Origin of the sequence: Candidatus Poriferisocius sp. (genome assembly GCF_965204145.1) — a bacterium.
GTDB lineage: Bacteria > Actinomycetota > Acidimicrobiia > Acidimicrobiales > Bin134 > Poriferisocius.
Genome location: NZ_OZ241977.1, coordinates 118668 through 145137 on the forward strand (window position 1 = coordinate 118668; position 26470 = coordinate 145137).

26 protein-coding genes are annotated in these 26470 nt (G+C 64.3%); 13 read left to right on the plus strand and 13 right to left on the minus strand.

What is annotated here, in order from left to right:
• Positions 1–6: 6 nt before the first annotated feature.
• Genes ACOGI7_RS00480 through ACOGI7_RS00495 form a run of 4 tightly spaced genes read right to left on the minus strand, consistent with a single transcriptional unit; the run spans position 7 to position 3915 of the window.
• Complete coding sequence (locus tag ACOGI7_RS00480; protein ID WP_419849968.1) at positions 7–738, minus strand: ABC transporter ATP-binding protein; 732 nt, start codon at positions 736–738, stop codon at positions 7–9.
• The gene (locus ACOGI7_RS00485) at positions 735–1643 is read right to left on the minus strand and encodes an ABC transporter ATP-binding protein (RefSeq protein WP_419849969.1); all 909 of its coding nucleotides are present in this window, start codon (positions 1641–1643) and stop codon (positions 735–737) included. The genes ACOGI7_RS00480 and ACOGI7_RS00485 overlap by 4 nt, the downstream gene beginning before the upstream one ends.
• Positions 1633–2640 (minus strand): branched-chain amino acid ABC transporter permease, encoded by a 1008-nt coding sequence (locus ACOGI7_RS00490; RefSeq protein WP_419849970.1) that lies wholly within the window; start codon positions 2638–2640, stop codon positions 1633–1635. The genes ACOGI7_RS00485 and ACOGI7_RS00490 overlap by 11 nt, the downstream gene beginning before the upstream one ends.
• Complete coding sequence (locus tag ACOGI7_RS00495; protein WP_419849971.1) at positions 2641–3915, minus strand: branched-chain amino acid ABC transporter permease; 1275 nt, start codon at positions 3913–3915, stop codon at positions 2641–2643.
• A 77-nt stretch (positions 3916–3992) separates the two neighbouring features.
• On the opposite strand from ACOGI7_RS00495, the gene larE reads away from it, so the two are divergent.
• The 5 genes from larE (at position 3993) to ACOGI7_RS00520 (ending at position 9691) form a co-directional block, all read left to right on the plus strand.
• Entirely contained in the window at positions 3993–4811 is an 819-nt protein-coding gene (gene larE, locus ACOGI7_RS00500) for an ATP-dependent sacrificial sulfur transferase LarE (RefSeq protein WP_419849972.1), read from the plus strand.
• Positions 4808–5269, plus strand: coding sequence for a hypothetical protein (locus ACOGI7_RS00505; RefSeq protein ID WP_419849973.1), 462 nt, complete (start codon positions 4808–4810; stop codon positions 5267–5269). The genes larE and ACOGI7_RS00505 overlap by 4 nt, the downstream gene beginning before the upstream one ends.
• A 97-nt stretch (positions 5270–5366) precedes the next feature.
• The gene (locus ACOGI7_RS00510) at positions 5367–6581 is read left to right on the plus strand and encodes an ammonium transporter (protein WP_419849974.1); all 1215 of its coding nucleotides are present in this window, start codon (positions 5367–5369) and stop codon (positions 6579–6581) included.
• Between the two features lie 46 nt (positions 6582–6627).
• The gene (locus ACOGI7_RS00515) at positions 6628–8970 is read left to right on the plus strand and encodes a [protein-PII] uridylyltransferase (RefSeq protein ID WP_419849975.1); all 2343 of its coding nucleotides are present in this window, start codon (positions 6628–6630) and stop codon (positions 8968–8970) included.
• Positions 8971–8995: 25 nt separating this feature from the next.
• Positions 8996–9691, plus strand: coding sequence for an NUDIX hydrolase N-terminal domain-containing protein (locus ACOGI7_RS00520; RefSeq protein WP_419849976.1), 696 nt, complete (start codon positions 8996–8998; stop codon positions 9689–9691).
• 60 nt (positions 9692–9751) lie between these two features.
• On the opposite strand, the gene ACOGI7_RS00525 is transcribed toward ACOGI7_RS00520, so the two are convergent.
• From ACOGI7_RS00525 to ACOGI7_RS00535, 3 genes are all read right to left on the minus strand, one after another.
• Entirely contained in the window at positions 9752–10216 is a 465-nt protein-coding gene (locus ACOGI7_RS00525; protein ID WP_419849977.1) for a hypothetical protein, read from the minus strand.
• A 76-nt stretch (positions 10217–10292) separates the two neighbouring features.
• Complete coding sequence (locus tag ACOGI7_RS00530; protein ID WP_419849978.1) at positions 10293–11864, minus strand: ThiF family adenylyltransferase; 1572 nt, start codon at positions 11862–11864, stop codon at positions 10293–10295.
• A 274-nt stretch (positions 11865–12138) separates the two neighbouring features.
• Positions 12139–12396, minus strand: a complete 258-nt coding sequence (locus tag ACOGI7_RS00535) for a hypothetical protein (RefSeq protein WP_419849979.1) — start codon at positions 12394–12396, stop codon at positions 12139–12141.
• A gap of 108 nt (positions 12397–12504) precedes the next feature.
• Here ACOGI7_RS00535 and ACOGI7_RS00540 point away from each other — a divergent pair, with 108 nt between their 5' ends.
• The 3 genes from ACOGI7_RS00540 to ACOGI7_RS00550 all read left to right on the plus strand — a co-directional run bounded on the left by ACOGI7_RS00540 (position 12505) and on the right by ACOGI7_RS00550 (position 15079).
• Complete coding sequence (locus ACOGI7_RS00540) at positions 12505–12984, plus strand: helix-turn-helix domain-containing protein (RefSeq protein WP_419849980.1); 480 nt, start codon at positions 12505–12507, stop codon at positions 12982–12984.
• Between the two features lie 9 nt (positions 12985–12993).
• On the plus strand, positions 12994–14028 hold the full coding sequence (locus tag ACOGI7_RS00545; protein WP_419849981.1) for an ImmA/IrrE family metallo-endopeptidase: 1035 nt from the start codon (positions 12994–12996) through the stop codon (positions 14026–14028).
• A gap of 199 nt (positions 14029–14227) precedes the next feature.
• Positions 14228–15079 carry an MT-A70 family methyltransferase gene (locus ACOGI7_RS00550; protein WP_419849982.1) on the plus strand — a complete coding sequence of 284 codons (852 nt, stop codon included), beginning with the start codon at positions 14228–14230 and terminating at the stop codon, positions 15077–15079.
• Between the two features lies 1 nt (position 15080).
• Here the strand turns inward: ACOGI7_RS00550 and ACOGI7_RS00555 are convergent, their stop codons facing one another.
• Together ACOGI7_RS00555 and ACOGI7_RS00560 are read right to left on the minus strand one after the other, a co-directional pair.
• Entirely contained in the window at positions 15081–15965 is an 885-nt protein-coding gene (locus ACOGI7_RS00555; RefSeq protein ID WP_419849983.1) for a BglII/BstYI family type II restriction endonuclease, read from the minus strand.
• A gap of 14 nt (positions 15966–15979) precedes the next feature.
• Positions 15980–16870: a PAC2 family protein gene (locus ACOGI7_RS00560; RefSeq protein WP_419849984.1), complete on the minus strand. Its 891-nt coding sequence runs from the start codon at positions 16868–16870 to the stop codon at positions 15980–15982.
• Between the two features lie 58 nt (positions 16871–16928).
• On the opposite strand from ACOGI7_RS00560, the gene ACOGI7_RS00565 reads away from it, so the two are divergent.
• The gene (locus ACOGI7_RS00565; RefSeq protein WP_419849985.1) at positions 16929–17360 is read left to right on the plus strand and encodes a GNAT family N-acetyltransferase; all 432 of its coding nucleotides are present in this window, start codon (positions 16929–16931) and stop codon (positions 17358–17360) included.
• A gap of 15 nt (positions 17361–17375) precedes the next feature.
• Here ACOGI7_RS00565 and ACOGI7_RS00570 read toward each other — a convergent pair whose 3' ends face one another.
• Genes ACOGI7_RS00570 through ACOGI7_RS00585 form a run of 4 tightly spaced genes read right to left on the minus strand, consistent with a single transcriptional unit; the run spans position 17376 to position 20513 of the window.
• Positions 17376–18404 (minus strand): ABC transporter ATP-binding protein, encoded by a 1029-nt coding sequence (locus ACOGI7_RS00570; RefSeq protein WP_419849986.1) that lies wholly within the window; start codon positions 18402–18404, stop codon positions 17376–17378.
• A 33-nt stretch (positions 18405–18437) separates the two neighbouring features.
• Positions 18438–19508 carry an ABC transporter ATP-binding protein gene (locus ACOGI7_RS00575; RefSeq protein ID WP_419849987.1) on the minus strand — a complete coding sequence of 357 codons (1071 nt, stop codon included), beginning with the start codon at positions 19506–19508 and terminating at the stop codon, positions 18438–18440.
• On the minus strand, positions 19498–20286 hold the full coding sequence (locus ACOGI7_RS00580) for an RDD family protein (RefSeq protein ID WP_419851537.1): 789 nt from the start codon (positions 20284–20286) through the stop codon (positions 19498–19500). The genes ACOGI7_RS00575 and ACOGI7_RS00580 overlap by 11 nt, the downstream gene beginning before the upstream one ends.
• Before the next feature lie 5 nt (positions 20287–20291).
• Positions 20292–20513, minus strand: a complete 222-nt coding sequence (locus ACOGI7_RS00585; RefSeq protein WP_419849988.1) for an arsenate reductase family protein — start codon at positions 20511–20513, stop codon at positions 20292–20294.
• A gap of 227 nt (positions 20514–20740) precedes the next feature.
• On the opposite strand from ACOGI7_RS00585, the gene ACOGI7_RS00590 reads away from it, so the two are divergent.
• The 4 genes from ACOGI7_RS00590 to ACOGI7_RS00605 all read left to right on the plus strand — a co-directional run bounded on the left by ACOGI7_RS00590 (position 20741) and on the right by ACOGI7_RS00605 (position 26470).
• The gene (locus ACOGI7_RS00590) at positions 20741–22474 is read left to right on the plus strand and encodes an N-acyl-D-amino-acid deacylase family protein (RefSeq protein ID WP_419849989.1); all 1734 of its coding nucleotides are present in this window, start codon (positions 20741–20743) and stop codon (positions 22472–22474) included.
• A 73-nt stretch (positions 22475–22547) separates the two neighbouring features.
• Entirely contained in the window at positions 22548–24293 is a 1746-nt protein-coding gene (locus ACOGI7_RS00595; RefSeq protein WP_419849990.1) for an N-acyl-D-amino-acid deacylase family protein, read from the plus strand.
• Positions 24294–24306: 13 nt separating this feature from the next.
• Positions 24307–25581 (plus strand): aromatic ring-hydroxylating oxygenase subunit alpha, encoded by a 1275-nt coding sequence (locus ACOGI7_RS00600; RefSeq protein ID WP_419849991.1) that lies wholly within the window; start codon positions 24307–24309, stop codon positions 25579–25581.
• A 46-nt stretch (positions 25582–25627) separates the two neighbouring features.
• Positions 25628–26470: a nitrilase-related carbon-nitrogen hydrolase gene (locus tag ACOGI7_RS00605; protein ID WP_419849992.1), complete on the plus strand. Its 843-nt coding sequence runs from the start codon at positions 25628–25630 to the stop codon at positions 26468–26470.

Sequence of the window (26470 nt, forward strand, 5' to 3'; positions counted from 1 at the left end):
CCGGCCTCAGGCCCGGGCCATTGTGCCCAGATAGAGGCTGACCACTTTGGGGTCTTCCAGGAGTTGCTGGCCGGTGCCGGTGTAGGCGTTGGTGCCCTGGTCGAGCACGTAGCCCCGGTCGCATATCTGGAGGCAGCGGCGGGCGTTCTGCTCCACCATGATGATCGACACCCCGTGATCGGTTATGGAGGTGATCCGCTCGAACACCTCGTCTTGGTAGCCGGGGGAGAGGCCGGCTGAGGGCTCGTCCAAGAGCAACACTCTGGGATCCATCATCAGCGCCCGGCCGATGGCCACCATCTGGCGCTCTCCGCCCGACAAGCCGTCGGCCCGCTGGCCGCTGCGCTCGGCTAGCAGCGGGAACAGCTCGGCCACCACCTCAAAGCGGGCGGCGAACTGCTTGGGGTCTTGGAACACCCCCATCTCCAGGTTCTCCCGGATCGACAGCCGGGGGAACACATTGTCGGTCTGGGGGACGAAGCCGATGCCTCGGGCCACCAGCTCGTGGGGACTCAGCCCGGTGATTTCCTCGGTGCCCAGGCGGATGGCCCCGCCTCGTACGTCCACGGTGCCGAAGATGGCCTTCAACAAGGTGGACTTGCCGGCGCCGTTGGGTCCGATGACCCCGACGATCTCGCCCGGGTGCAGATCCAGCGAGCACCCGGTGAGAATGTCGATGCCCGGCAAGTATCCGGCTACCACATCATCCGCGGTCAAAAGCGGCGGGGAAGCGGTCATGATGCGGTTCCTGCCCGTCGACGGCCCAGATACGCGTCGATGACCACCTCGTCGTGAATGACCTTCCAGGGGCCTCCCTCAGCAATGACCTGACCCTGGGCCAGAACCACCACCCAGTCGCTGATCCCCGATACCACGTCCATGTCGTGCTCGATGTACACCACGGTCACTCCGCTGAGAGCCAGCTCGGTGATGTGGCCCAGCAGAGACTGGGCCAACGCGGGGTTCACCCCGGCCATGGGCTCGTCCAGCATCACCAGCACCGGGTCGGACATCAGCGCCCGGGCCATCTCCAGCAGCTTGCGCTGGCCCCCCGACAGGGTGCCGGCCAGCTCGTCGCGCATGTGGGCCAGATTGAACTGCTCCAACAGCTCGTCGGCCCGCTCGGTGTTGGCCCGCTCCTGGTTGCGCCACAAGTGCCGGAAGGGGGCGGCCCAAAGTCGCTCGCCTATTTGGTGGGGAGCGCCCAGCAGCATGTTCTGGAGCACCGAGAGCTTGGCCAGCGATTTGGTGAGCTGGAAAGTGCGGACCATCCCCCGTCGGGCCAGACGGTCGGGCGACGGCGAAGTCACCATTTGGCCGTTGAACTCCCAGCGACCGCGGTCGGCCCGGTCGAAGCCGGTGATCAGGTTGAACAGCGTTGTCTTGCCCGCTCCGTTGGGGCCGATCAAAGCGGTGACGATCCCCCGTTCGATCTCCAGGTGGTCGACATCCACCGCGGTGAGCCCGCCGAAGCTCCTCTGTAGTCCGTCCATTGTCAAGATGGGGTTGGGCTTGGCCACACCGGGCTCGGGGTGAACGGTGAGGATGGGCTCAACCTCGGTTGTGCGGCGAGCGGAATCAACCAGCACCGAGCGCTCTTCGGGCGCGGACGGACCTTCGGGTGGTGGGCGGTCAGCGGGCATCGAGTTGCATCTCCGTGCGATTGCCGGTGATCCCCTGAGGCCGGAACAGCATGAGCAGCACGAGGGCCAGGCCTACCATCGCCACGCTGATGATGCCCTCGGAGCCCTCCAGGAAGTCGGCGACCGCGTCGGGTAGCCAGGCCTCAGCGGAAAGCTGCCGCAGGAATGACTCGATCCATTCTCGCAGGAACCAGAACAGTATCGCTCCCAGTACCGGCCCCAGATAGGTAGCCGCCCCTCCCAGCAGCAGCGCAGTATAGGTGTAGAAGGTCACTTGCGGACGGAAGCCATTGGGATCGGCCCCCGATGTCTTGATGGCGTCGATCACCCCGGCCATCCCGCCGATGACCCCGCCGATCATCAGCGCCTGCATCTTGTACCAGAACACATTCTTGCCCAGGCTGCGAGCGGCGTCCTCGTCCTCCCGGATGGACTTGAGTACCCGGCCCCACGGGCTGCGGACAATCAGGAACACGATCAAACTGACCAGCGCCACCAGCACCCAGCCCACGGTGATGACCCACATCTGCTGGCCGGTGAACGCGAATGTGCCCACCCCATAGCGGTCTTGAGGCCCGTCGGCGTAGGGGTTGAGGTCGAAGAACGCCCCGGCGTCGAAACTCACGCTCAGCGGCCCGCCGGTGAGCCCGATGGCATCGGTGGAGCCGATGAGGATGCGGATGATCTCCGCCGCGGCGATGGTGGCGATGGCGAACATCACTGCGTGGAGCCGCAGGGTGGGGATGCCCAGCGTCACCGCCAACACCAGGGCCAAGAACAGGCCGATGGGGATGCCGGCCCACAGCGACCACCCGAAAGTGGCCACTGTCACGCTGGTGCCATAGGCCCCCAGCATGATGAATCCCACCTGGCCGAAGTTCAATAGCCCGGTGTAGCCGAAGTGGATGTTCAGCCCAATGGCGGCCAAGGCCAAGATGATGGCCTCAGGGCCAAAGGCGGCTCGGGCCGCGTTGCCGAAGATGATGTCGAAGTCCACCTATCCCACCCGCGCTCTGATTCCGAACAGGCCTTGCGGACGGAGCAACAGCACCAGAATGAGGGCCGCAAGCGGCACCACGAACTTCAGCTCCGGGGAGATCCACAGCGTGCTCACCTCGGTGGACATGCCGATGATGAGCGAACCAGCCAGGGCGCCGTAGGCCGTGCCCATCCCGCCCAGCTCCACCCCGGCGAATATCAGCAGCAGGAGCTGGAAGCCCAGAAACGGGTCGATGTCGGCATCCAGACCCTGGAACACTCCCCCTAGGCCGGCCAGCGCCGCCCCCATCACCCACACAATGAGCACCACCCGGTTCACGTTGATGCCCGAAACCGCGGCCAGATCGGCGTTGTCGGCCACCGCCCGAGTGGCTTTGCCGAACCGGGTCTTCTGGAGCATCAGCCCCACTGCCACTAGGGCGACAAGGATGACCGCAATGGTGGTCACCTCCCGAGGGGTGACGGCCCATGGGCCGAATTCCCAGCGCTTCTGCACTTGGAAGTCGCGGTAAGGGAGGGGTTCGGCCCCGAAGAAGAGCTGGATCAACTGCCGTCCCAGCAGCGACAGGCCGATGGTGATCACCACGAGTTGGAAGATGCCCAGCCGCCGGGCCCGCAGTGGGCGGAACAAGCCCGATTCCAAACCGGCCCCCAGCATTCCGCAAACGATCACGGTGAGCACGGCGGCCGCTATCAGATTCAAATCACCCCAGGAGCTGTTGAAGTACCAGGCGATTACCGCGCCGAACGTGACCAGCTCGCCGTGGGCGAAGTTGACCAGACCGGTGGTTCCGTAGATGAGCGACAACCCAATGGCGCTCATGGCGATTATGAGGCCGAACTTGAAGCCGTTGAATACCGTCTGAGCCGCCCGCTCGCCGAACGGCGTCCCCTTAGGCGCTTCTCCCACGGCAAACACCACCGCCCGGGACTGGCCCGCGTCCACCACGGCATCCACTACGGCTTCTTGGCCTTCCCGCAGCCTGATGCCCTCGGGAAGGGTGCTGGTGTCGATGCTCACCCGATAAGCGCCAGGGCCCGGCACTTGCACGCTCCACCGGCCGTCGGCATCGGTGACTGCCTGACCGACCTCTCCGCCCGCCGAGTCGGCCACCGTGATTGCCACGCCCTCGAAGAACTGGTTGAAGCCGAACCGGATGGTCCCGTTCAGCTCGGTTTGGCCGGTGTCGGCACCGTCTTGGGCCAGCGCGGGCACCGCCAGCGCCATCAACAGGCCCAACGTCAGGCCCAGGAGAATCATCCCCCTCCGCACTCCTGTTGAGCGTAGTGCTCCATTTGTCGGCGTTGGGGATGTAGCGGTGCAAGGGCCACAATAGGGAGGTGGGTGATATGGAGCGGCTGCGATACGACCTGGCCGAGCTGGGCAGGGTGGTGGTGGCCTTCAGCGGCGGCGCCGATTCATCGCTTCTCGCCTGGGTGGCCCACGATGTGCTGGGCGACCAGGCCCACGCTGTGACCGCGGTGTCACCATCGCTGGCCAACGCCGAACGGGATGATTGCGCGGCGCTGGCCGCCGAGTGGGGGCTGCGGTGGAGCGAAGTGCAAACTGCCGAGATGGAGCAGGCTGCCTATGTGGCCAACGCCGGCGACCGCTGCTACTGGTGCAAGGACGCGTTGATGGAGGCGGTGGCGCCATTGGCCGAAACCACTTCGGCGACGGTGGCCCTCGGGGTGAATACCGATGATCTGAGCGACCACCGCCCCGGCCAGCAGGCCGCCGAGGAGCGGGGCGCGGTGTTCCCCTTCGTGGATGCCGGTTTCTCGAAGGCCGATGTGCGGGAGTGGTCGAAGCGGCTGGGGCTGCGGACTTGGGACAAGCCGGCCGCCCCCTGCCTGGCCTCTCGGATCCCCTACGGCACACCGGTGACGCTCGGGGCGCTGGCCTCGGTGGGGGACGCCGAGGCCGCCCTGCGCCGCTTGGGTTTCGCCGAGCTGCGGGTGCGCCACTACGGGGACGTGGCCCGCATCGAGGTGCCCGATGAGCGCTTGGCCGACGTGGTGGCCCAGCGGGCCGCGGTCGTCGAGGCGGTGCGCCAGGCCGGCTACCGGTACGCCACGCTGGATTTGGAGGGCCTCCGCTCCGGCAATCTGAACGCCGTCCTGGGCCTCGACCGGTCGGTATCGGGCCCATCGGCCCCGCGCCCTTGACCGACGCCGAGCTGCGGGCCGCCGAACAGCAGCTTGGCGAGTGCGCTCAGGAGTTGGCAGAGGGAATCAGGCAAGCTCTGCCCCAATGGGTGGTGTCGGCGGTGGAAGCCCGTCTGCCGGAGGTCGACCCTGAAACCCGCAAAGCGGCCGAGGCGGCCGGATCGGCCGCGGCGGCTGAGATCGGAGGCGAGGTGGCCCGGTTGCTGGCCGCCGACATCGACCACCAGCGGGAGAATCCCCTCTCCGTGTTGCGCCGGGCAGTTCGCTACCCCACCGAGGTGCTGAGCGCCGCCGGCGCAATCCCGGTGGAGCGGGACGACTTCGCCATCGACCGCTTCCCCGACGACGCCTACGACCTGACTCCGGCATCATTCGGCGACATCCATCCCGATCTGCGAGAACCCGGTCTGAACTGGGGAGCAGCCAAAGCATTCGTACACCGCCGCCGTCATATATAGCGGGATGAAGACGGTTCGGAGCCGGAGCGGCTCAACCTGGCATACTGGCGGTGCCGCAGGGCGAACGTGAAGATTTCGACAACTTTCGGAGGGTGTGATGGACCTCGCTATCGGTGACGCGGGCAGTAATGCATGGGTACTTGTATCCGCTGCTCTGGTGATGTTCATGGTGCCGGGCCTGGCTCTGTTCTACGGGGGCATGGTCGGCACCAAGAACGTGCTCAACATGATGAACATGAACCTCTATTGCCTGGGCATTGTCCCGCTGTTGTGGGCGGTGGCCGGTTTTGGGTTTGCCTCCGGCGACTGGAGCTTCCCCCTGTTCGGGGACTTCGATGCCGCGTGGCTCAACGGGATTGACGACATGGAGAGCAAACGGACATTCGTGTTCGGCATGACCTTTGCCGCCATCACCCCCGCGCTCATTTCCGGCGCGGTGGCTGGACGGATGAAGTTCTCCGCTTGGGCCATCTTCGTGCCCCTGTGGTCGTTCATTGTTTATTCCCCGGTGGTCTATTGGATCTACGGCGAGGAAGGCTGGATTTTCCAGCTGCCGGCCCACGACTTCGCCGGCGGTACCGCCATCCACATCAACGCCGGTGCGGCAGCCCTGGCCTTGGTTCTTGTCCTCGGTCCCCGCAAGGGCTGGCCCCGCGATGTGGACTTCCCCCACAATCTGCCTTTGGTGCTGCTGGGCGCCGGCATCCTGTGGTTCGGCTGGTTCGGGTTCAACGCCGGCTCGGCCTTGGCCTCAGACGGCAGAGCATCCCACGCCTTCTTGACCACCTTCCTAGCGGCAGCCGCCGGGCTGTGCTCATGGATGCTCGCTGAGACCATCAAGGACGGCAAGCCCACCGCGCTGGGCATGGCCTCGGGCATCGTGGCCGCGCTGGTGGCCATCACCCCCGCAGCCGGCTTCGTAGGGGCCATGTCCTCCATCGTGATCGGAGCCGCGGCCGGGGTGCTGTGCTTCCTCGCTATCGGGCTTAAGCTGCGCTACAAGTACGACGACAGCCTCGACGTGGTGGGCATCCATATGTTCGGCGGGATCATCGGTGGCGTGCTGATCGGGTTCTTCGCCGATTCCGGTGCCATCGAGGGCCAAGACTTCATCAACGGCGTGTTCTTCGGCGGCGGCGAACTGCTGGGCAACCAGATCATCTCCATCCTGGCCGTCATGGCCTACAGCTTCGTGGCCACCTACATCATCGCCTTGGTGCTCCACCGCACCATGGGGATCCGGGCCTCAGCCGAGGACGAGAGCGTCGGCCTCGACCAGTCGCACCACGCTGAAACGGCATACAACAACTAGTCCCGGCCTCACAGAAATGGGGCCAGGCCGCTAGCCTCGACGGGTAGTGGCAATTGGCGAGGCCAGCGCGAGCGCATTGCGCCGGGATGAGCTACTGGCCGACCGCGCCATGGTGGGAACCGTGCTGTGCCGGGCGCTGGCCCGGCGGACCGACGAGTGGCTCCACCACATCTTCTCCACCGAGGTGGCCGACCCCGAGGGCATCGCGATGGTGGCGGTGGGCGGATACGGCCGGGCCGAACTGTGCCCCTACAGCGACATCGACCTGCTGCTGTTGCACCGCGACCACCCCGACATCGGCGACATCGCCCCCCGGCTGTGGTACCCCATCTGGGACGAGGGGCTGAAGCTCGGCCATTCGGTGCGCACCCCCCGGGAGACCCGGGACTTGGCCAAGACCGACCTGGACACGGCCACATCCCTGTTGGACGCCCGCCACATCGCTGGCGACGCCGAGCTGACCGCCGACTTGACCGCCGACAACGACAACCAGTGGCGTCGCAGCGCCCGCCGGTGGCTTCCCCTGCTGGCCCAGCGGGTGGCCGAGCGCCATCGGCGCTGCGGCGAGGTGGCGTTCAAGCTGGAGCCCGACCTCAAGCAGGGCCGAGGGGGCTTGCGGGACCTCCATGCGCTGCGGTGGGTGGAGGCCGCCGTGTTCGAGATGGACGACGCCGACAGCCGCAGGCTGTGGTCCGACTACGAGGTGATCCTGGCCGCCCGGGTCGAGCTGCACCGCACCACCGACCGCCCCGGCGACCAGCTCCTGCTCCAAGAACAGGACGGCGTGGCCGCCGCCCTGGACTATGGCGACGCCGATGAGCTGATGGGCGCCATCGCCAGCTCGGCTCGATCCATCGCCTGGCGCAGCGACGAGATCTGGGCCTGGCTGCGCGACTCCGAGATGCCCCCCGAATGGCGCCGCCGCCTGCGCCGCCGCCACAGCCGCAACAACGCCGAGCTGGACGTTGGCGTGGTGGTCCAAGAGGGCCGTGCGGTGCTGGCCACCGACGCCGACACTGCCGATCCCTGCGCCGCGCTGCGCCTGGCCCGGGCCGCCGCCTCCCACGAGCTGCGCATGGACCGCACCAGCCTGGGGCGGCTGAACAAGCACATGGCCCCCATGCCCGAACGGTGGCCCGACGAGGCCCGCAAGCTGTTCGTAGACCTGTTGATGACCGGCACCGAGGCGCCTCCGGTGATCGAGGCGTTGGACCAGATGGACCTGTTCGTGCGCATCCTGCCCGAGTGGGCGCCCAACCGCAGCCGCCCCCAGCGCAACGCCTATCACCAGTTCACCGTGGACCGGCACCTGTGCGAGGCCGCCGCTTTGGCCGCCGACCTGGTCGACCGGGTGGACCGCCCCGACCTGCTGGTGCTGGGGGCCCTGCTCCATGACATCGGCAAGGGCTACCCCGGCGACCACACCGAGGTGGGCATGGAGCTGGTGGCCGACATCGCCCACCGGATGGGCTATCCCCCCACCGACGTGGACGTGCTGGTGGCCATGGTTGAGCACCACCTGCTGCTGCCCGATGTGGCCACCCGGCGCGACCTGGAAGACCCCGACACCATCGCTGAGGTGGCTCGGCAGGCAGGCACGGTTGAAACTCTCCGCTTGCTGGGCGCGCTGACCGAGGCCGACTCGGTGGCCACCGGACCCTCGGCGTGGAGCAAGTGGAAGGCCAGCCTGGTGCGCGAGCTGGTGGCCCGATGCGCCCACGTGATGGAGGGCGGCGACATCGACGAGATCACCTCCCGTTTCCCCACTCCCGAGCAGCGGGGGATGATGGAGGCCGGCGAGCGCCTGGTGCTGGGCGAGGGCGACACCTTGTTGGTGATCGCCCCCGATCAGCACGGCATGTTCTCGCGGGTGGCCGGAGCCCTGGCGTTAAGCGGCCTCCGGGTGCTTCTGGCTGCGGCCCACTCTGAGTATGGGATGGCGCTGGAGCGGTTCCAGGTGGAGAGCACTCTGGGCCTGGAGATCGACTGGCCCCAGGTCACCACCTATGTGGAACAGGCCCTGGCCGGCCGCCTGGCCATCGAGGCCCGCCTGGCCGAGCGAATCAGCACCTATGAGGTTGAGCCCGACTTCACCCCCCGGCCGGTTATCGCTCCCAAGGTGAGCGTGGACAACGAATCCTCCTCCACCGCCACCATCATCGAGCTGGCCGCCCAAGCCCGCATCGGCCTGCTGAGCCGGGTTACCAGCGCCCTGTCGCAGCTCGGGCTGGACATCCTCAGCGCCAAAGTGCAAGACCTCGGTGGGGATGTGGTCCACGCCTATTACGTGCGCGACGGCGAGGGCAACAAGGTGACCGATCAAGACCACATCAGCGAGATCAATCTGGCCCTTCAGCACGCCATCGATACCTGCTCAACTCGGGTATGAGAGCGGCTGGGACCACCTAGCAGCTATGACTGACGAAGGCCGGGCCGTAGTAGGGGAAGGCGACCTGAGGCGGTGGTCGGAGGCCCTGGCCGGGATCGCCCGCACCGGGCTGGCCTTCACCGACAACAAGTACGAGCAGGAGCGGTTCGAGGAGGTGCTGCATGTGGCTGCCGACATGGCCGCCACACTGAGCACGGGGTGGACGCCCGACAACTTCGTGGCCGAGTGGATGAAGTCGGTGGGCGACGGGGTGCCCGGCTACGTCACCCCCAAGGTGGCCGTGGGCGCCGTGGTGGGCAACGACGACGGCGAGATCCTGCTGGTGCAGCGGGCCGACTCCGGGGTGTGGCTGTATCCCACCGGATGGGCCGATGTGGGCTACTCCCCCTCAGAGGTGGTGGTGAAAGAGGTGCTGGAGGAGACCGGCATCGTGTGCGAGGTGGAGCGGCCCATTGCCATCCACGACGGCCTGCGGCGGGGGTTCACCACCGTGCCGATGTACTCAATGGTGTTCCTGTGCCGAGCCATCGGCGGCCAACTCGATCCCCACCCCCTGGAGTGCAGCGACGTCGGATTCTTCGGCCCCGACAACCTCCCCGACGGCGTCCACCGCAGCGACTGGTGGCTGTCCCACTCCTTCGCCGCCATCCGCGGCGAACCCATAGAGTTCCTCTTCGACCGCCCCCGCACCCCACCCTGGCGCGGCAACCACGAAGGCTGAGCTCCCCGGCCGTTTCCTAACTTGGCCGCGACCGTCAGCTGCGCTGGTCGCGAAAACGACTCAACTCTCGATTTCAGCATTTGCATAGGAGTCCTTCGCTCGAGATACATCCCAAACCTGTACAACAGTCAATGCCGCGGCAAGCATTGAGATAAGGGCAGACACGGAAAACCACAATCCGAGAGCAGCATGGACGCTGTCTTCGGATATCTCGTACAGCATCAGAAAGGTCACCCCTCCTACAAGGCTTGCCCCGAAGGAGGGAAACACAAACGAGACGAGTGACACTTTTCTCGAAGACACTTTGACTCTTGATTGTGCCCAAACGTACGTGCCCATGAGAGCGACAAATGGTGTGACTAAGATGCCAATTGTCCACCTGCCAGCCCGCGACCAATCCTCGGCCTCAGACGCATTTGGAGGATCTGTGGAAATCACTATGGTGAAGAAGGTAGCCAGAATTGCCAGGTACATGATGACCAAGATGACCCTGAAGCAACCTGGAAAGGCTTTCTTGTATTCCATCTTGTTTCTCCTTTAGCCAGTTGTTCTGGCAACTCGTTGACCTAGTCCCATGTGCAAGAGCATGTGGTTCCTTGACTCAATTTGTGTGGTCCAGCCATGAGTGCAGTTTCTGCACTCGGTTGTCGAGCCAGCGAAGCAGGCGGATGGGCACTTCTACCGACTTGGCCTTTTGGCGTTGCTGCTCGGCCCTTAGGTGGCGGCCGGTGAGATCAAGTCGCAGGTCGCCTACAGCTTCTTGGGGCTCGACAGGACAATAGGTGCCGATCTTGTCTTGTAGGTGGTCGAGAGTATGCGTACTAAGGCAGTACTGGAGTGGGCCAGGGTCTCCGAACCCCGCCGGTGCGACGCTGAAGCTGACGTATTGGGTTAACAGGCCGGCTAGGACGTTGACGGAGAGCGTCGCAACGTTTTGGGTAGATGGAAGGGCTGAGGCTTCAGCATTCGCGATGTAGGAGGGGTCATCCAAGAGCCCCTTCATGTCAGGGATTACTTTGGCGAGGTCCAACTGGCGATTGCATCTCATGCATGGCCGACCGGGCCTAATGACATGGGACCGCCAGGTGGCGTTGCGCATTCCGCCGCTCTCAAGAGGGTCAATTGCAATGCCGCCGTCGATGACGGGTATTAGGTCGGTGTACGCCAAGGAGTTGAGTACAGAACGGGGCCAGGGTCGATCGACGCAAGAGAAGATCAGATCATGATCTAGCGCTAGTTGTAAGCCCTCGGGCTCACAGATCGAGAGGGCAGAGACTTCGATGTTGGGGTTGTCAGCGGTAGCCGCGGTTGTGGCCTGGCGAAGAGCGACATGGATTTTTGGGCGGATCAAACGAGCATCACGCGGTGTGGCTCCGATGAGGCGATCAAGATTGTGGATTTCGACAATGTCGAAGTCCATGACGGTGATCCGGCATAGTCCTGACGCGGCTAGTCGAACTGCGAGGTCTAGTCCAACGCTTCCCGCTCCCACTACGAGGACTCTGCGTCGAGCTAGGTCGGCCTGGCAGCGCTCTCCCCATGCGCTGATCGTACGTAGTTGACTGTGGGTTGTCTGGGGCGGAGGGATGAGTGCGTTATTCCAAGAGACAGCAAGGCGATCTCCGATCACCCTGACATTGTCAGCATGTGTGCAATCAATCTCTCTTCCGGTTCCCGTGTCCCAGTGTCGTGCAGACCAAGTGGTGTCTTCTGTCGCTAGAGTCATCCCGACCAGTGGTAGGCCGGTTATTTCTCGTACAAGATTGGCGTAGCTCGCCTCGGCCTCCTGGTCTAGTGCACTCATTGGTTGCCACTGAGAGCCGCCAGGGTGGCTATGAAGCAGGACAAGGCCGCAGTTCTTCTTGCGAGCGATTTCGGCACCGCGTGAGACGTAACGACCCATCACGGTTGCATTGCCATGGACGCGGCGATCATCGGATGTCGGAGGTATGACCGAGCTGATTAGTGCGGTCATTCTGGTCGATCCAGTGGAGGGCCGGTATGTGGCAAGGCACAGATCCTCTTGGCCATCTGGTCGAATAAGCAGGTCTAGGAGTTCCTGCTCGACCTTGATGGTCATCGCAACCGAGACGTGCCGAGTCATTGGGTCACCTCGCTCAGCACGGTTTGCAGATGTGCCATCCAACATCTTGCTGGCGGCGCGTCCCCCCATCCTGGACAGTCACGGCTGTGCTGTAACCAGCCTGATTTCGATGAGGCATTGCTGTTTGTATTGGCGAATTCGACGTCGGCTGGCAGGTGGATCCAGTGAGGTGGCACCTGGGGCCACCCAACTAGCTCATCCGTAGCTACTCCTACTGCCAAGGTGCAGTTCGCTCGGGCTCCTGCGGCAGGGCGAAAGTGGCAGATGACGAGTTCGGCCTCCACTTCAGGGCAGAGGCCGAACTCGTTCATCGCTTCGACGAAGGCCTGAACCTGCGCCTGCATCAGGCGACCGGTGCACTATGACGCCTCGACACGAAACGCGCATTCTTATGGACTGACACAGTTTCGTCTTCCTTGTACCATGTCGTCTTCAGGTGCTCCTTGCCCTCGACTTCTCCGAGGTCGAACCCAGCAGGGTCCAGACCAGCCAGCTTCAGCAGCTGGGAAGCCCGCTGGCTGAGGTCGTCGGTCTCGTAGGGAACACCGTCGATGGTGAATGGGATCAGGCCCCTTCCCTTGTTGTCGGAATGGGTGCTCATTGGCACTCCTTTCTATTTTGTCGAAATACCTCGACCATCGAGGTACACCCATAGTATAGCTCGTCTGAGAAGAATTTTGTGGCACCATTATGCTGCTAAGATAAATTGATGGCAGAAGATGCGACAGCGGACATCAAGAGCTTGGGGGCAAGGCTTAGGGCACGGCGGATGGCCTTAGGGCTGACCCTTGCACAGGTTGCAGAGGATTCCGGTCTCTCACTCCCGTATGTATCGAACCTTGAGCGAGGACATGGCAATCCAACCCTCGATGCTTTGCGGGCCATCTCTGGGGCGCTTCAGCAATCTCTATCAGACATTCTGGGTGATGAGATTCCAGAGGGCAGCTTCGACCCCGCTGAGCTTGTCTTGGCCGATGCGCCGTCGTCGCTTCAAGCGTTCACACGCACTGACCGCTTTCTGGAAGTCGTAGACCGTCTAGCAGAGTCACAAGGTGTCTCAGCTGACGAAATGAGGACGCGCTTGATGGTCGGAATGGCTTCTGCGCCGAGGAGAAGTACAGGCGATCCAGCGGAGGAAGATTGGCGGCGTCTTCTTGACGCGTATTCCCTGATCCTTGGAGACGGGTAGCTCTGACCTATGTCGTTTGGGAAGGACGTTCGTGCGGTCGTGGCCAGGATGGTTGAGCTTGTGCCCACAGACGCCCTTGACGACTTGAGGAACGAGGACCCGGCATTGGCGGTCGAGGCCCATTTCGAACCGATCAATGTCCACCAACTGCCGTTCGAAAGAATCGATGGTGAGAGATGCTCGGTCGATGGGTACTACGAGCCATTTGTCGACCCAAGCAGGCAGCACATCTTCTATTCGGAATCCGGAAATCCTGCTCATGACAGGTTTACGATTCTTCATGAGCTCGGACATCACATCGTCAACACAGTCGACTACGGGTTGCTGGATGACCTAGATCAGATTACGGGAGCCAGAGGAGATCCGGTCCTCGCAGAAGAAGCAGCTTGCCACCGATTCGCTGGTGAGCTCTTGGTTCCCACCCAGCTTCTGGACGACGTGGTTGGCGGAGATCAAGTGACCCCCAGGCATGTTCTGAGGCTTCATGAATTGTCCTCTGCCAGTTGGGCAGCACTTGCTGTTCGGGTTGCCGATTACTCCAACATCAAAACGGCAGTCGTATTGATCAGGTGCCGGGGGGAAGTGTGGTTTGTGGCTGCCAACTGGCTGACCTCTTGGCCTCGTGGCAGCACCGTCAAGCCAGGTGGTGCCTTAGATCGGGCGTTGCAGAATGCCGTCACTGCACGGAGCGATGTGTTTCGGTTTGGCTTGGGTGGTCAAGACTCGATGTTCTGCGACACAGCCATCGTTGACGAGGGTCTCGCCGTGGCGGTCATGTCGTCTCGGCGGAGCACCCTTGGACTCTCGATTCTTGAAGAAATAGAACCCACTTGGAAAACCCGGGAGGAGTTCTGCCAATGGTGCGGCGACGAGCGAGACGTTGGCTGGTGCGACCTCTGTTCGGGTCGGAAATGTCGATCCTGCGACAGATGCGGCTGCCAAACCCACGTCAGCAACGATGTTTGTCCTGCGTGCCACAGAAGCAATCCATTCAATCCAGGAGCACAAGTCTGTCGAGATTGCGAAGCCGACGGGCTGACCTGAACACGGCCCTCGGCTGTTCGACATCGACTGTTTGGATCAACATTCCGTTAAGGCAGTCCCAAGATCGCGGGTGCCTACTGATTCCCATCGGCGACGGAACTGTCATTGAGTCTGAGTAGTGTGCCGCTTCTCGTCGGCGCGTGGAGGCGGCCTGCAAATACCCAAGGAGGCGTAACACAGGTGTTACGGTTGGATTCGGATGGAGTCGAAGGTGTTGTTGAAGGAGCTGGATGAGGCTCGTCGGAGGGCGGGGTTGTCCAAGACGGAGTTGGCTCGGTTGGCTGGAACGCAGCCGGCGGCTGTACGGCGGTTGTTCTCGGGCAACGGCCACAATCCTCAGATGTCTACTGTGGCGGCCCTGGCTGAGGTGCTTGGGCACGAGATTCGTGTCATGCCAAAGTCGAGGGAGGAACTGGCGGCAGCTGCCGAGCGGGCGACGGGGACTGTGTCGGCCGCGGAGGAGCTTCGCCGCGTGGAGGGGGGGCCGTTTTCGACGATCCTGGCTGATCCGCCGTGGCGGTTTATGAATCGCACGGGGAAGGTGGCGCCCGAGCATCGCCGTCTATCCCGATACGACACGATGACAACGGCGGAGATTCGGGCGTTACCGATCTCAGAGGTCGTGACTGAGAATGCCCACCTCTACCTGTGGGTGCCCAATGCGCTTATCTCTGACGGCCTCCAGGTCTTGGAGTCGTGGGGCTTCACCTACAAGTCGAATATCGTGTGGGCCAAGCGGCGCAAGGACGGTGGGCCAGACGGTCGAGGTGTGGGCTTTTACTTCCGCAACGTGACCGAGCTGATTCTGTTCGGGGTGCGAGGCAGCATGAGGACCTTGCCGCCTGGCCGACGCCAAGTGAACATGATCGAGACCCGGAAGCGGGAGCATTCCCGCAAACCGGACGAGCAGTACGACATCATCGAAGACTGCTCTCCAGGGCCGTATCTGGAGTTATTTGCCCGCTACTCCAGGCCAAGCTGGGTGTCTTGGGGACTTGAGTCCGATGAAGAGGTAGTCCCGCGAGGCAAGCTCTACCCCGCCTATAGCTGACTCATGAGTGACCTTTCGACTGTCTTCGAGGGATCGGGGGAAGTAATGCAAGTGCCTCTCGTCGTAGCTTGTCTCTGAAAGGTCTGGCCTCATCCCTTGAGGAGTAGTTGTTTCGCCAGTTGTCCACAACAGCTTCAGCCTCCTCAAGCTTGCCCTTGACCTCGTAGGCAAGCTCAATACCCTTAATTCTCTCAGGCCTGATCCCAATCAGCAGCAGTGGACATTCTCCTCCACCGCCCAAATTTATTCTTGGTATCAATTTTCCCCAATGGGTTGTTGTGGCACCATACTTGGATTCATTGTTGCTATTGATGATCACCTTGGAAATTAGATCTTGCAAATCTGCACTTCTTGTAACAATGGCTCCTACAGCAATAACGCCTTCATGATGTAGCGCCTGGAAATTGATTAAATCCCTGTCAAAGAATGGATTCTTGTTGTTCCATTCCATTTCAACAGCTATTCCGGGTAATGGATTCTTTAAGGAACCGACTCCAAACATATCGATCTCATGACCTCTGACCTTGGAAACGGGTGTCAAGTTTCCGTCGAATTCAATACCCTTCTCGATAGTGATGTTCTGTTTTCCCCAGACGGGATTTCCTTCTTCAAGTCGCTCGGCTAAAGACTTATCGAACCGCTGGACAAAATGGGTCTTCCCTCCGCCTCCTGACTGAAGCTCTTGAAGGGTGGGTTCGAACTCGTCAAGAGCCCCCGCCAAATCCCGAAAACGATTGGGGAATATTTCCTTTAGGATAACGTCGGCGTACCGGGTTGCTTTGTAGTCGTACCCTTCAGGAAGACCGCTGACCGTGATGTCTCGGACTTGACCTGCGAGATCTACGACATCGTCTACCTCGGGAACAGCCTCATCGTCTTGTTCCACAGCAGCGATGGTAGTCAGCTGGGTTGGTCGCGGAGGAACTGCTCTATTTGGTCGACGAATTCGCCGGGGTCGGTGGAGCGCATCTCCTCTATCTCGCCGTTCTCTTCGGCTTCCCGGTCGTAGGCGCTCTCCAGTTCGGCGATGTAGTCGGAGGTCTCGTCGGCCTGGTCGGCCAGCTCTGACACGTGGCGTTCGTAGCTTTCGGCCATCTCCTCGAGCTCAGAGGTGTCGGGGGAGAGGTCCAGCAGTGTTCCCAGCCTCCGCACCAGGGCCAGGGAGGCTTTGGGGGAGGGGATCTCCGAGGCGTAGCCCGGCACTGCGGCCCACAACGAGGCGGTTTGCAGCCCGGCGGTGGCGCAGGCGTTGTGGAGCACCCCCACGATGCCGGTGGGGCCCTCGTAGCTGGAGGGGGTGAGCCCGAGCTGGCCAGCCATCTTGGGATCGTCGCTGCTGCCGTAAATCGGTGTGGGCCGGGTGTGCGGAACGTCGGCGAGCAGCGCCCCCAGGGTGACGACCAGCGGGCTGTCGAGCTGTTTGGCCATGTCCACGATCTGCTGGGCGAAGGTCCGCCATTTGAGTTGCGGCTCGGTACCCACCAGCAGGGCCAACTCGGTCTCGGCGCCGTCTGGTGTCTCGGTGCCGTTGACGGTGGCGGCCAGCAGGTCGTTGCTGGGCCAGATCAGCGAGCGGGAGCCGTCGTCCTCCAGGCGAAGCCGGGGGCGGGTGTCGGCGAAGTCGTAGAACGGCTCGGGGTCCAGCGTGGCCACCTCGGTGGTGTCCCAGCGGCTGGCCAACCAGGCCAGCGCGCCGGATGCGGCATCTCCGGCGTCGTTCCAACCGGTGAAGGCAGCCACTAGGGCCGGCCGGTTGCGGGGGGAATCGTCCACCCAGGTGATCAGCGTCACCCGCCCAACCTATCGCCCCGCTCGGGGGAACCTCATCTCGCGCCGGTAGTCTCGCCTCATGGCGGTTGAGATCACCGAGGCCACCGAGGCTACCGCAGAGTTGGTGGAGGCGTTCGAGCGCCTTACTCCCCAACTCTCGTCGTCAAATCCGCCTCCTTCGGCTGATGCGCTGGAAGCCGTGGCCACCGCGGAAGCCACCCGACTGCTGGTTGCCAGATCCGACGGCGCCATTGTCGGCAGCCTCACCCTGGTGCTGGTGCGAATCCCCACCGGGCTGCGGGCCATCATCGAGGATGTGGTGGTAGATGAGCGGTCGCGAGGCCAGGGCGTGGGCCGGGTGCTCAACGAACATGCTCTCGATGTAGCCCGTGCCGCCGGCGCGGTGACCGTGGACCTCACCTCCCGTCCATCGAGAGAGGCGGCCAACCGCCTTTACTTGAGCCTCGGTTTCGAGGTCCGCGACACCAATGTGTATCGCTACAAGCTCTGAGGAATCGCCGTCGGGTTAGCTGCCGTTGCCGTTGCCGTTGCCGTTGACGTGGACGGGTACTTCGTTGGGGAAGTGGCAGGCCACGTAGTGGTCGGGGGCGATCTCCTTCAGCACGGGCTCTTCTGTCGAGCACAGATCCTGCACCTTCTCGCAGCGGGTGCGGAATCGGCATCCTGACGGGGGGTTGATGGGCGAGGGCAGCTCCCCGGTGATCTGGCGGTCGGACACCGGGTGGTCGGGATCGGGCTCGGGGATGGAGGCCAGCAGCACGTCGGTGTAGGGGTGGGCGGGATGGGCGTAGAGGGTGTCGGGTCCGGCGACCTCGCACACCTTGCCCAGATACATGACCACCACCCGGTCGGAGACGTTCTTCACCACGGCGAGGTCGTGGGCGATGAACACCAGAGTCAGCCCGTAGCGCTCCTTCATCTCCTCCAGCAGATTCAGGATCTGGGCCTGTACCGACACGTCCAGCGCCGACACCGGCTCGTCGCAGATGATCACCTTGGGATCGAGCACCAGGGCTCGAGCGATGCAGATGCGCTGGCACTGGCCCCCGGAGAACTGATGGGGGCGTCGGTCGGAGACAACCTCGGGGTCGAGTCCCACCGCGTCGAGCACTTCGTTCACCTTCTGGACGGCAACGTCTCCGGCGTCGTTGTGCCAGATGGACAGGCCCTCGGCCACGATGTCCTTGACCTTGCGCCGGGGGTTCAGCGACGAAATCGGGTCTTGGAAGATCATCTGCATCCGGGTGCGGGTGCGGCGCAGATCCTCCTTGGACAGTTCCGTCATCTCCACGCCGTCGAAGCGCACCGATCCCGAGGTGGGGGAGGGCAGCTGCATCATGGCCCGACCGGTGGTGGACTTGCCGCAGCCCGACTCGCCCACCAGGCCCAGGGTTTCTCCTTCGAGGATGTCAAAGCTGATGCCCGAGACGGCGTGCACCACGGCCCGACGTCCGGCGGGGAACTCCATCACCAAATCCTCGACGGAAAGCAAGGCCTCTTCGGCCCTCAAGTGGACTTTGCCTGTTCCAGCCATTCGTGAGTCCTCCTCGGCTTTGAGTTCGTCGACCTATGAGACCGCGGCGGCGGTCAGGTCGAGACCGGCGGCGGTGATCCCGGTCTCCTGGTTGGCGGCCAGGGCTTCTGCGTTCTCCGGCGATCCCACCGGGTAGAAGCAGGCCTGCCTGTGTCCGAGCTGGCCGGTGTCGAACAGCTCCGGCTCTTCGGTGATGCACTGCTCTTGGGCGTAGCGGCACCGGGGGGCGAACCGGCACCCCACCAGATCGAGGACCATGTCGGGCGGGCGGCCGCTGATGGCGTCCAGCCGGGTGTGGCTCTGGTGCTCCACCCGGGGGATCGACTTGAACAGCGCTTCGGTGTAGGGGTGGTTCATGTGGTGGAACAGCGTGGTGGTGTCGGCGGTCTCCACCATCTTCCCGGCGTACATCACGCCGATGCGCCGGGCCCGGCCGGCCACCACGCCCAAGTCGTGGGTGATGAGGATCATGGCCATGCCCAGTTCCTCTTGCAGCGATGCCAACAGGTCGAGGATCTGCTTCTGCACGGTCACGTCCAGCGCGGTGGTGGGCTCGTCCGCGATCAGCAGCTTGGGGTTGCAGGCCAAGGCGATGGCGATGGTGACCCGCTGGCGCATCCCGCCGGACAGCTGATGGGGGTATTCCTTGAGCCGCTTGCGGGGCTCGGGTATGCCCACCTGCACCATGAGCTCGAGGGCCCGGTCCATGGCCTCCTGCTTGGATGCTCCGAGGTGATAGCGGATGGACTCGGTGATTTGGACGCCCACCTTCTTGACGGGGTTCAGCGAGGTCATCGGGTCTTGGAAGATCATCGCCATCTGGGTGCCCCAGAAGTGCTTGGCCTCGCTCCGGCTCAGGTTGCGGGTGTCCTTGCCGTCGAAGAACACGTCGGAGCCATCGGGCACGATGGCGTTGCTGGTCAGGATGTTCATGATCGAGCGCACCAGCACCGACTTGCCCGAACCCGACTCGCCCACGATGCCGATGGTCTCGCCCTTGTCCAACGTGAAGCTCACGCCGTCGACCGCCTTCAGGATCCCCCTGGGCGTGTCGAAATACGTGCGAAGATTCTCTACTTCCAGCAGTGGACGCTCAGCTGCCACGTCGCTCCCCCCGTCGTCTATGGGCTGACCCTGATGTGGCCGACATGGTACGCGAATCACGGTCCGACTGGGAATCCGGCAGTGGCCTGCGGTCATCCCGGCGTCGGTCTCCGAGCGGTCGGCCTATGCCAGTGATTCCGCCGAAGAGCCCGTATTTTCTCCGAATCTGTTCTCGGACCGACATCGGCTGGCCGAACTCGTCCAACACTTCTTCGGGTGCGCCGTCGGGATCTTCCTTGTCGCGGTCATACGCGATGACGGTGGTCCCGGCCACCCAGTCCGACACTGTGCGCCGTCGGCGGTCGAAGGGGACCGTCAGGTAGGTGGCCGCGTTGACGATGATCCCACCGAGCACCACGGGGGGCACGATCCACGACACCCCGCCCACCAGCCAGCGGGCGCCGCACCGACCCAAGCCGAGGTGGCTGCCGTCTTTGGTGCGCACGGCCCGCAGTTTCATCAGGTCCATGGCCGGGGTCTGGCCCTCGTTCCAGCGCAGGAACACCATCGTGTAAACGAAGTGGAAGAAGATGTAGCCCAGGATGGCTGCGGTGGCCCTGCCCCAGGGTTCGGGCTGCCACCGGTTGGACACGTCGTCCATGAACCACAGCAGCTGGATCACGGTGAGCATCCACTGGATGAAGAACACGGTGACCGCATCGATGAGCCGGGCCAGCGCCCGCCGCCACACCGCGGCCACCGGATACGGCTTTTCGTCGGGGCCAGCCACGATTGTCGCGCCCTCGGGGAATTCGTCGGTGCGCTCGGGGTCTGTCATCACCCTCACAGCAGCTCTTCAACCACCTCGGAGGGGCGGGCGATCACGGCTCGGTCGCCCCGCACCACCACCGGACGCTGCATCAGCTTGGGATGCTCCAACAGCAGATCGACCACCGCGTCGGCGCTCTGGTAGTCGCCGATGTTCAGCCCGAGATCCTTGAAGTGGTTGTCCTCCCGCACCAGATCAGCGGGCTCGTTGGGCAGCAGCTCCAAGAAGCGCTCCAAGTCGTCCCGCCCCAGCGGGTTCTTGAGGTATTGGACGACGTCGAACTCGACGCCCCGCGACTCGAGAATCTCGAGCGCGCCCCGGGAACTGCCTCAACCAGGGTTGTGATACACAACAATCTCGGCCATCCCCCGACGTTACCCCAGGACCGCGATTTGTTCCCTATAAGCCGCATTGCTGTCTGGGCGGATCGGCGGTGCAGTGTGGGGGTCACTACCATGGCGGTATGCACGACCTGGTGATCAAGGGCGGTTTGATTGTGGACGGCACGGGTGGTGAGCCGTTCACGGGGGATGTGGCTATCGACGGGGACCGGATCGCCGGGGTGTACCCCGGCGGCAACGCCGACCTGGAGGGTGAAGAGGTCATCGACGCTGCCGGGCTGGTGGTGACCCCCGGATTTGTGGACTGCCACACCCACTACGACGGCCAGGTGACCTGGGATCCGATCCTGGAGCCGTCGGCTCACCATGGGGTGACCACGGTGATGATGGGCAACTGCGGGGTCGGGTTCGCCCCGGTTCGGCCCGGCACAGAGGAGTGGCTCATCCAGCTCATGGAGGGGGTGGAGGACATCCCCGGTGCCGCGCTGTCGGAGGGCATCACCTGGGAATGGGAGACCTTCCCCGAATACCTTGACGCCCTGGAACGCAAGCCCCTGTCACTTGACATCGGCTGCCAGGTGCCCCACGGCGCGGTGCGGGCCTACGTGATGGGCGAGCGAGGGGCCAAAAACGAGCCGGCCACCCCCGCCGACATCGCCCAGATGCGCGACATCGTGGCCGAGGCGCTGCGAGCCGGGGCCTTCGGCTTCTCCACCTCCCGCACCATCGCCCACATGGCCATCGACGGCGAGCCGGTGCCGGGCACCTACGCCGCGGAGGACGAGCTGTTCGGCATCGGCGAGGCGCTGGTCGACGTGGGCCACGGCCTGTACGAGCTGGCGCCCGCCGGCGTGATCGGCGAAGACCTCGCCGCTCCCCACAAGGAGGTCGACTGGATGCGCCGCCTGTCGGCCGCCACCGGCCGCCCGGTCACCTTTGCCCTGGTGCAGGTGGACGCCGCCCCCGAATTGTGGCGGGAGATCATGGACCTGTCGGCCGACGCCGTGGCCGAGGGCGCCCAGCTCCACCCCCAGGTCGCTCCCCGGTGCAACGGAATCCTGATCGGCCTCCAGACCAACCACGCCTTCAGCAGCCGCCCCAGCTTCGCTGAGATCGCCGAACTGCCCCTGGATGAGCTGGTGGCCGAGCTGCGCCGGCCCGAGCGCAAGGCGGCCATCTTGTCGGAGGAGAGCTCGTTCACCAACCAGTTCGCCGAGTACATGGGCACCCAGCTTCACCGGATCTACGTGCTGGGCGACCCCCCCGACTACGAGCCCGGCCCCGAGCGGTCGGTGGCCGCCATCGCCGAGGCCCAGGGCCGAGAGACCCAGGATCTGCTCTACGACCTGTTGCTGGAGGACGACGGCCGGGCGCTGCTGCTGTTCCCCTTCCTCAACTACAGCTATGGCAACGCCGACGCGGTGCGGGAGATGTTCATGCACCCGTCGGGGGTGTCGGGGCTGTCGGACGGCGGGGCCCACTGCGGGGCCATCTGCGACGCCTCCATGCCCACCTGGCTGCTCACCTTCTGGGCCCGCGACCGCCAGCGGGGCGAGAAGCTCCCTCTGGAGTTCGTGGTGCAAAAGCAGTCGCGCGACACCGCTCGGCTGTTCGGCCTCACCGATCGGGGCACGCTGGAGCCGGGCATGAAAGCCGACGTCAACATCATCGACCATGAGCGCCTCACGCTGCACCCGCCGAAGCTGGTCACCGACCTGCCGGCCGGGGGCCGCCGCTTCGACCAGAGGGCCACCGGCTATGTGGCCACGCTGGTCAGCGGGGTGGTGACCCGCCGCAACGGCGAGGACACCGGGGCCCGCCCCGGCAAGCTGCTCCGAGCCGGAGCGGCCAGCTAGCGGCCCGCTCGAGAGGCAACGCTGAGAAACAGAGCCCAACAACACTGAGAAACAACACTGGGGAGGACGAGCAGTGCTTGATCTGGTAATCGCCAACGGCACCGTGGTGGACGGGACCGGCACCGACCGGTTTGTCGGCCACATCGGGGTCAAAGACGGCAAGGTGGCGGTGGTGGACCGCAGCGGCGGTCCCGCTCCCGAAGCGGCCGAGACCATCGACGCCACCGGGCTGCTGGTGACCCCCGGCTTCGTGGACTGCCACACCCACTACGACGGGCAGGTCACCTGGGACGACATGCTCCAGCCGTCGTCCAACCACGGCGTGACCACCGTGGTGATGGGCAACTGCGGCGTGGGCTTCGCTCCGGTGGAGCCTGGCAAAGAGGACTGGCTCATCCAGCTCATGGAGGGCGTGGAGGACATCCCCGGAGCGGCCCTGTCTGAGGGCATCTCCTGGGGTTGGGAGACCTTCCCCGAGTACCTCGATGTTGTGCAACAGCGCGAGCTGGCCATCGACGTGGCCGCCCAGGTGGCCCACGGTGCAGTGCGGGGCTACGTGATGGGGGAGCGGGGCGCCAAGAACGAGCCGGCCACCCCCGACGACATCGAGGCCATGTACGCCATCGTGCGCGAGGCCATCGAGGCCGGCGCGCTGGGGGTGTCCACCTCCCGCACGCTGGGCCACCGGGCCATCGACGGCGAGCCGGTGCCGGGCACCTTCGCGGCCGAGGACGAGCTGTTCGGGCTGGGCCGGGCGCTGGCCGATGCCGGTTCGGGAGTGTTCGAACTGGCGCCCGCCGGGGCTGCCGGGCTGGATCTGGTGGCCCCGCCCAAGGAGATGGACTGGATGCGGCGGCTGTCGGCCCACTTCGACGTGCCGGTGTCGTTCGCCCTCTTGCAGGTGGAGGCCGCCCCCGACCTGTGGCGGGTGATGATGGACGAGTCGCTGCGGGCAGTGGACGAAGGCGCCCGGGTGTACCCCCAGATCGCCGGGCGCCCGTTCGGGATGCTCATCGGCTTGCAGACCAACCACGCCTTCGCCAAGCGGCCCACGTTCGCGTCGCTGGCCCATCTGCCTTTCGACGAGCTGGTGGCTGAGCTCCGCAAGCCGTCGGTCCGGGCCGCCATCTTGGGCGAGGACGACCTGCCCCCCGACCCGTCCTTGCTGTTCGATCAGATGCCCAGCATGGTGGCGTCGATGATCCACAAGCTGTACGTGATCGGCGACCCGCCCGACTACGAGCCCACCCACGACCGCACCGTCACGGCCATGGCCGAGGCCCGCGGGGTGGATCCGCTGGAGATGCTGTACGACCTCAGCCTTACCGACGATGGCCGTGCTCTGATGATGCTTCCCATTTTCAACTACCACGAGGAGAATCACGACGTCATCCGGGAGCAGCTGCTGCATCCGGCCGGCGTGTCGGGGCTTTCCGACGGCGGGGCCCACTGTGGCATGATCTGCGACGCCTCAATCCCCACCTTCATGCTCACCCACTGGACCAGGGACCGCACCCGGGGCGAGCAGCTCCCCTTGGAGTGGGTGGTGAAGAAGCAGACCCACGACACCGCTGCCCTCTACGGGCTGGGCGACCGGGGAACCCTCGAGGTGGGCAAGCGGGCCGACGCCAACGTGATCGACCACCGGGCGCTGACCCTGCGCTCTCCCCGGGTGGTGTACGACCTTCCCGCCGGGGGCCGCCGCCTGGACCAGCAGGCGGACGGCTACGTGGCCACCGTGGTGGCCGGCGAGGTGACCCGCAAGCACGGGGCCGACACCGGGGCCCGGCCCGGCCGGCTGGTGCGCGGCACCCGATAGGCGCCGACCCGCCATGGGCATCGACCTGGACCGCTATCGGCTCCGCTCCGGCAACGGCGACGGCACCCCGGCCCGATTGCCCAAGGGCCGCTACCTGGAGGAGGAATACGCCGAGCTGGAGCGCCAGCGGCTGTGGCCGTCCACCTGGCAGCTTGCCTGCTTGACCAGCGATGTGGCCGAGCCCGGCGACTGGTTCGAGTACCGCATCGGCGATCAGAGCTACCTGGTGGTGCGAGGCCACGACGGCGAGCTGCGGGCGTTTTACAACGCCTGCCGCCACCGGGGATTCCAGCTGTGCGAGGGCAAGGGCAACGCCGAGGAGCTGCGCTGCGGGTTCCACGACTGGTGCTACGGCCTGGACGGCTCGCTGAAGGAGATCGTGTACCGCAAGCACTTCGGGGTGGTGGCCAACGAGAACCTGTCTTTGGCTCCGGTGCGGCTGGGCACCTGGCATCAGATGGTGTTCATCAACCCATCGCCCGACGGCCCCGGTCTCGACGAGTTTCTCGACCCGGTGCCCGACACGCTGGCCTCATTCAACCTGGGGGAGCGGAGCCTGACGGCCTGCTGGACCATCCCGCTGGGGGGCAACTGGAAGACCACGGTTGACGCCTTCAACGAGGCCTATCACCTGGAGGGGCTGCATCCCGGCCTGCGGGGCTTCATGGACGCGCTCAACACCACCTACGAGCTGTGGGACCGGGGCCACTCCATGATGAAGATCCCCCTGGGGATCGGCTCGCCCCGATTCCCCGATGCCGACCAGGACGAGGTGGCCCGAGCCTTCGTGGACAACTACAGCACCATGCTGGGGCTCCAGCCCGGCGACGAAGTGGACCTGGCTGGCCAGAGCGCCCGGGACTGGGCGGTGGGTCTGGTTCGGGACCGAGCGGCTGACGAGGGCGTGGACTTCAGCCACTACACCGACGAGCAGATCCTTGACGACTACCACTATCTGGTGTTCCCCAACGTGGTGTTGAACGTACACAGCGACATGTACACCATCTTCCGGGCTCGCCCTGGCGACCACGCCGGGCATTCGCACTTCGACTTCTGGCTGTTCCACCGGCTGGGAGACCGAGCAAATTCTGGCTCACCCCCCGAGATGATCCACTTCCCCGAGGGGACGGTCATCGCCGAGGTGGTGAACCAAGACCTCGACGGCATCGGCCGGGTGCAGGCCGGGATGGCCTCCGACGGCATCGAAGAGCTGGTACTGGGCGACTTCGACTGCCGCCTTGTGAACATGCACGCCGAGCTCGACCGGGTTCTGGCCCTGGCCGAGTAGGGTTCTCTTCGAATATCTGCAAAATCCCGAACTTGGGAGGCGCCCCATGTCTGATGTCGTCAGGGCCGCAATCGTGCAAGCTGCGTGGACTGGTGACCAGGAGTCCATGATTGAGCAGCACGAGAAATACGTGGCCGAGGCCGCGGCGGCGGGAACCCGGGTGATGTGCTTCCAGGAGCTCTTCAACGGGCCCTATTTCTGCCAGGTGCAGGAGGCTGACTACTACAGCTACGCCGAAGCCATTCCCGACGGTCCCACCACCAAGCGGTTCCAGGAGATCGCCGCCAAGCACGGCATGGTGTTGGTGCTGCCGATGTACGAGGAGGAGCAGCCGGGATTCCTCTACAACACCGCCGCGGTCATCGACGCCGACGGCTCCTACTTGGGCAAGTACCGCAAGACCCACATTCCCCAGGTGAAGGGCTTCTGGGAGAAGTTCTACTTCCGCCCCGGCAACCTCGGCTATCCGGTGTTCGACACCGCGGTGGGAAGAGTCGGGGTGTACATCTGCTACGACCGCCACTTCCCCGAGGGTTGGCGCGCCCTGGGCCTCAACGGCGCCCAGGTGGTGTTCAACCCCTCGGCCACCAGCCGGGGCCTGTCGGCCTATCTGTGGAAGCTCGAGCAGACGGCGTCGGCCGCGGCCAACATGTATTTCGTTGGGGCGATCAATCGGGTGGGCGTCGAGCCGCTCGGCGACAACGACTTCTACGGCACGTCGTATTTCGCCAACCCGCGGGGCCAATTCGTCGAGGATCCGGCATCTGACCAGGAAGAAGAGCTGGTGATCCGCGATCTGGACTTCGCCATGATCGACGAGACCCGCGCCCTGTGGGCCTTCTACCGCGATCGCCGCCCCGACATGTACGGGCCGCTCACCGAGGCCTAG

What these genes read in the sequence shown, in the direction of transcription:
- ACOGI7_RS00605 (WP_419849992.1), top strand. Translation starts at nt 25,628, where the DNA reads ATGTCTGATGTCGTCAGGGCCGCAATCGTGCAAGCTGCGTGGACTGGT.
- ACOGI7_RS00545 (WP_419849981.1), top strand. Translation starts at nt 12,994, where the DNA reads ATGTCGTTTGGGAAGGACGTTCGTGCGGTCGTGGCCAGGATGGTTGAG.
- ACOGI7_RS00600 (WP_419849991.1), top strand. Translation starts at nt 24,307, where the DNA reads ATGGGCATCGACCTGGACCGCTATCGGCTCCGCTCCGGCAACGGCGAC.
- ACOGI7_RS00540 (WP_419849980.1), top strand. Translation starts at nt 12,505, where the DNA reads ATGGCAGAAGATGCGACAGCGGACATCAAGAGCTTGGGGGCAAGGCTT.
- ACOGI7_RS00565 (WP_419849985.1), top strand. Translation starts at nt 16,929, where the DNA reads ATGGCGGTTGAGATCACCGAGGCCACCGAGGCTACCGCAGAGTTGGTG.
- ACOGI7_RS00480 (WP_419849968.1), bottom strand. Translation starts at nt 738, where the DNA reads ATGACCGCTTCCCCGCCGCTTTTGACCGCGGATGATGTGGTAGCCGGA.
- ACOGI7_RS00550 (WP_419849982.1), top strand. Translation starts at nt 14,228, where the DNA reads ATGGAGTCGAAGGTGTTGTTGAAGGAGCTGGATGAGGCTCGTCGGAGG.
- ACOGI7_RS00570 (WP_419849986.1), bottom strand. Translation starts at nt 18,404, where the DNA reads ATGGCTGGAACAGGCAAAGTCCACTTGAGGGCCGAAGAGGCCTTGCTT.
- ACOGI7_RS00580 (WP_419851537.1), bottom strand. Translation starts at nt 20,286, where the DNA reads ATGACAGACCCCGAGCGCACCGACGAATTCCCCGAGGGCGCGACAATC.
- ACOGI7_RS00510 (WP_419849974.1), top strand. Translation starts at nt 5,367, where the DNA reads ATGGACCTCGCTATCGGTGACGCGGGCAGTAATGCATGGGTACTTGTA.
- ACOGI7_RS00485 (WP_419849969.1), bottom strand. Translation starts at nt 1,643, where the DNA reads ATGCCCGCTGACCGCCCACCACCCGAAGGTCCGTCCGCGCCCGAAGAG.
- ACOGI7_RS00520 (WP_419849976.1), top strand. Translation starts at nt 8,996, where the DNA reads ATGACTGACGAAGGCCGGGCCGTAGTAGGGGAAGGCGACCTGAGGCGG.
- ACOGI7_RS00525 (WP_419849977.1), bottom strand. Translation starts at nt 10,216, where the DNA reads ATGGAATACAAGAAAGCCTTTCCAGGTTGCTTCAGGGTCATCTTGGTC.
- ACOGI7_RS00530 (WP_419849978.1), bottom strand. Translation starts at nt 11,864, where the DNA reads ATGGGGGGACGCGCCGCCAGCAAGATGTTGGATGGCACATCTGCAAAC.
- ACOGI7_RS00590 (WP_419849989.1), top strand. Translation starts at nt 20,741, where the DNA reads ATGCACGACCTGGTGATCAAGGGCGGTTTGATTGTGGACGGCACGGGT.
- larE (WP_419849972.1), top strand. Translation starts at nt 3,993, where the DNA reads ATGGAGCGGCTGCGATACGACCTGGCCGAGCTGGGCAGGGTGGTGGTG.
- ACOGI7_RS00535 (WP_419849979.1), bottom strand. Translation starts at nt 12,396, where the DNA reads ATGAGCACCCATTCCGACAACAAGGGAAGGGGCCTGATCCCATTCACC.